Raw genomic sequence first — 3,627 nt, 5'->3', positions numbered from 1 at the left:
ATGCGGCACCCTCGCGACGACCGCCGCCGACGGGTGCGCCGTCGCGGGCGGCGCGCTTGCGCTGCGCGTTGGCGCCCTGCGAGCGCCCGCCGCCGTTCGCGCGGCCGCCCTGCGACTGGCGCTGGGTGGTCTCGCGGACCGACTTCGTCTCGCGCGGGGCGGGCTTCACGTACGCCGCGACGGCGCCGGTCAGCTCGGCCACGGCGGGGGAGGACTCGGTGACCTGCTGCGGGGTGACGTGGATGTCGGCCTTGCGCATCAGGAGCTGCACGTCCTTGCGCTGCGCCGGCAGCATGATCGTGACGACGTCGCCCGCGGATCCGGCACGAGCCGTGCGGCCCGAGCGGTGCAGGTACGCCTTGTGCTCGGCCGGCGGGTCGACGTGGATCACGAGCTCGATGTCGTCGACGTGCACGCCGCGCGCGGCGACGTCGGTGGCCACGAGGACCTTGACGTCGCCCGCGGAGAACGCGGCGAGGTTCCGGTCGCGCGCCACCTGCGAGAGGTTGCCGTGCAGGTCCACCGACGGGATGCCCGCGTCGGTGAGCTGCTTCGCGAGCTTCTTCGCGTGGTGCTTGGTGCGCATGAAGAGGATGCGACGGCCGGTGCCGCCCGCGAGCTTCTGGACGAGGAGGCGCTTGGCCTCGACGTCGGTGGCCTCGAAGACGTGGTGCGTCATGGCGGCGACGGGCGAGTTCGCCTCGTCGACGGAGTGCAGCACCTGGTCGTGCAGGTAGCGGCGGACGAGCTTGTCCACGCCGTTGTCGAGCGTGGCGGAGAACAGCATGCGCTGGCCGGTGTTCGGGGTCTTGTCGAGGATCCGCGTGACGACGGGCAGGAAGCCCAGGTCGGCCATGTGGTCGGCCTCGTCGAGGACGGTGATCTCCACGGCGTCGAGGTTCACGAAGCCCTGCTTCATGAGGTCCTCGAGGCGGCCGGGGCAGGCCACGACCACGTCGACGCCGGCCTTGAGGGCCGCGACCTGGCGCTGCTGCGAGACGCCGCCGAAGATCGTCGTGGTGGTCAGGTTGTAGGCCTCCGCAAGCGGTGCCATGGCGGCGGTGATCTGCGTGGCGAGCTCGCGCGTCGGAGCGAGGATGAGGCCGAGCGGGCGGCCCGGGCGACGACGGCCGCCGGCGAGTCCGCCGCCGAGGCGCGCGATCATCGGGATGGCGAACGCCAGCGTCTTGCCGGAGCCCGTCTTGCCGCGGCCGAGGACGTCGCGGCCGTTCAGGGTGTCGGGGAGCGTGTCCACCTGGATGGGGAACGGCGTCGTGATGCCGTTCGCCGTGAGGGCGGAGACGAGGGGAGCGGGCACGCCGAGCGCGCCGAAGGTGTCAGTGGTCATGCGGGGGAGTTGCCTTCCAGGCAGGGGTCCGCCCCGGTGTGCGTTCTCGGGATGTGCGACGACGCACGGAAGCGGAGGATGGCGAAGGCGCCGATGGGCGCATCCGTTCGCCGTAAGAAAGATGTCACTCGGCCCCGTCGGCCTGTGCGGCGATCTGATCGGGGTGAGGAGGGAACGCGTTCTCTCGACGCAGGGAGCACGGTGATGTGCTCGCAAGTGATGCCACCGTAGCAGGTCAGGCCGGGGAGAAGCCCATCTCGCCCACGGGGACCTCGAAGTCGAGCACGTTCCCGGCCGGCGCGAGGGGGCAGGCCCAGGCCGGGTCGTAGGCGCACGACGGGTTGTAGGCGAAGTTGAGGTCGACCACGATCGAGCCGGGCGCGCCCTGGCCGAGGTCCGATCCCTTCACCGTGTCGAGCAGGTAGCGGCCGCCGCCGTAGGTGCCGCCCTCGCGCCGGTGCGACGCGTCCTTCACGGGCAGGTGCAGGCCTCCGCCGTAGCTGGCGAGGCGCCAGACGTCGAGGCTGCCGGCCTCGCGACCGTCGGCGGCGGGCAGGTGCACGGATCCGAGCAGCTCGAACGGCACGACGCCGTCGGTGCCGGTCTCGACCTCGTGGCGCTCCTCGCCGCGGTCGTCGCTGATCTCCAGCTCGAACCGCCACGCGGGGTCGTAGTCCGCGACGTCCAGCCGGTCGAAGTCCGCGCGGTGCTCGGGCAGGAGCGGCGTGGCCGGGTGGCTGCGGAACATGTCGTCGCGCGTGCGGCGCCAGAGCGCGTGCGCGGCGGCGGGATCCGTCTGCGCGACCCAGCGCACCTCCGCGTACATCTCGTGCGTGCGGCGGCGCCAGTCGGCGACGTGGAGGGCGGTGACGGCGGAGGGCATGGGGACACCGTACGCGGGGGATGCCCGCGGGCGGAGTGCGACCGTCAGCCGGCGGACACGCCTGCGCCGGCGTCGGGAGCGGCGTCCGCGTCGCCGTCGTCGACGGCGTCGGGCACCCAGTCGTACGCCCACGTCGGCGCGAGCTGGCGCAGCCGGAACGCGCGCCACTGCCAGAACGCCCAGAACGTCGGCCACATCGCGGGGCCGAGGAGCCCGGCCTCGAACTCGAGCTGGTCGCGGAAGAGGGTCTTGACGCGGCCGTCGGCGTCGGGGCCCGCGGGATCCGCCGAGACGGCCATGCTGTGCCGCATGCTCGTGGGGATCGACATGAGGCCGGAGAGCCCGTGGCCGTCGTCGCGCACGATGCGCACGCCCTCGACGCGCGGCTTCATGTCGCGCAGGCGGATCCCCTGGCGCCCGGCGGTGAACGGCCCGGCCTGCATCGCGGCGACGTGCTCGCGGCCGTCCCAGCTGCTGGGGAAGCCGCCGTCCTCGACCGGGACGAAGTCGACGAGCGGGCCCGCGACCTCCCGCATCACGGTGGGCGAGTGGAGCGCGCGCCAGGCGGCGTCGGGATCGCAGTCGAGGATGGTCTTCAGCAGCACGCGCATGGCACCAGCATGCTCCGCGCGGCTGGGCGATCGGCTGGGCGTGCCCGGCGTCCGCCCGCCGTGGGACAGGATGGGACGGACATGATCAGGTACTGGGTGGGCGTCGTCTCGCGCGACCGCGTGCTCGACGGCCTGGACCTCGGCATCGCGCAGGTCAACCGCGGCGCGCGCGAACCCGTCGAGCGGCTCGGCGAGGCCGACGGCTTCGTCTACTACTCGCCGCGCGAGTCGTACCCGGACGGGCAGCTCCTCCGTGCCTTCACGGCGATCGGCCGGGTCGCCGACGCCGCGCCCTACCAGGGCCGCGTGGGCGAGTGGCGGCCGTGGCGACGCCGCATGGACTGGGACCTCGGCGCGGTCGACGCCCCCATCCGCCCGCTCGTGCCCGTGCTCGACTTCACGCGCGACTCCCTCGAGTGGGGCAGGAAGCTGGCGCCCGGGCTGCTGGAGATCACGCGCGACGACTTCGAGGTGATCCGGCAGGCCATGCGCCGCGGGGCGCCCGAGCCGTCGCGCCGCGTCATCCGCGGAGGATCGGGGCCGTGGACGCCCGTAGCATCTTCATCGTGACCTCCTCCGCTGACGCCGCGCACCCCGAACCGTCGACGCAGGCCCGCTACCAGGTCCGGCTCGACGGCGGCGTGGCCGGCGCCCGTCGGATCGCGAGCGGTGCCGACGTCATCGTCTGGGTCGACGCCCTGCCCTCCGTCCCGCCGCCCACGGCCGCCCGCCGCGACGAGGTCCTCGCGACCATGCCCGCGCGCCCCGCCGTCGTGAGCGCCGGG

General features: G+C 73.6%; 4 protein-coding genes and 1 pseudogene. 2 read left to right on the top strand and 3 right to left on the bottom strand.

The window, feature by feature from the left end:
• The 3 genes from DZG00_RS13455 to DZG00_RS13445 all read right to left on the bottom strand — a co-directional run.
• On the bottom strand, positions 1-1,348 hold a 1,348-nt coding region (locus DZG00_RS13455), incomplete at its 3' end, for a DEAD/DEAH box helicase (RefSeq protein ID WP_147360009.1).
• A 235-nt stretch (positions 1,349-1,583) separates the two neighbouring features.
• Positions 1,584-2,231 carry a DUF1684 domain-containing protein gene (locus DZG00_RS13450; RefSeq protein WP_119382840.1) on the bottom strand — a complete coding sequence of 216 codons (648 nt, stop codon included), beginning with the start codon at positions 2,229-2,231 and terminating at the stop codon, positions 1,584-1,586.
• A 44-nt stretch (positions 2,232-2,275) separates the two neighbouring features.
• Positions 2,276-2,842 (bottom strand): hypothetical protein, encoded by a 567-nt coding sequence (locus tag DZG00_RS13445; protein WP_119382841.1) that lies wholly within the window; start codon positions 2,840-2,842, stop codon positions 2,276-2,278.
• Between the two features lie 81 nt (positions 2,843-2,923).
• Between DZG00_RS13445 and DZG00_RS13440 the strand changes: the two genes are divergently transcribed.
• On the top strand, positions 2,924-3,412 hold the full coding sequence (locus DZG00_RS13440) for an EVE domain-containing protein (protein WP_233550141.1): 489 nt from the start codon (positions 2,924-2,926) through the stop codon (positions 3,410-3,412).
• A pseudogene (locus DZG00_RS13435) lies at positions 3,409-3,627 on the top strand (2-phosphosulfolactate phosphatase); the annotation flags it as partial. The gene DZG00_RS13440 and the pseudogene DZG00_RS13435, both read left to right, overlap by 4 nt.

Source organism: Clavibacter lycopersici, from assembly GCF_003576405.1.
Lineage (GTDB): Bacteria > Actinomycetota > Actinomycetes > Actinomycetales > Microbacteriaceae > Clavibacter > Clavibacter lycopersici.
The sequence above is the reverse complement of the archived record's forward strand: the minus strand, read 5'-3'. Positions and strand labels throughout refer to the sequence as shown.

Bases quoted from the DNA above. Each gene is read 5' to 3' on its own strand.
- DZG00_RS13450 (WP_119382840.1), bottom strand. From the start codon at position 2,231: ATGCCCTCCGCCGTCACCGCCCTCCACGTCGCCGACTGGCGCCGCCGC.
- DZG00_RS13445 (WP_119382841.1), bottom strand. From the start codon at position 2,842: ATGCGCGTGCTGCTGAAGACCATCCTCGACTGCGATCCCGACGCCGCC.
- DZG00_RS13440 (WP_233550141.1), top strand. From the start codon at position 2,924: ATGATCAGGTACTGGGTGGGCGTCGTCTCGCGCGACCGCGTGCTCGAC.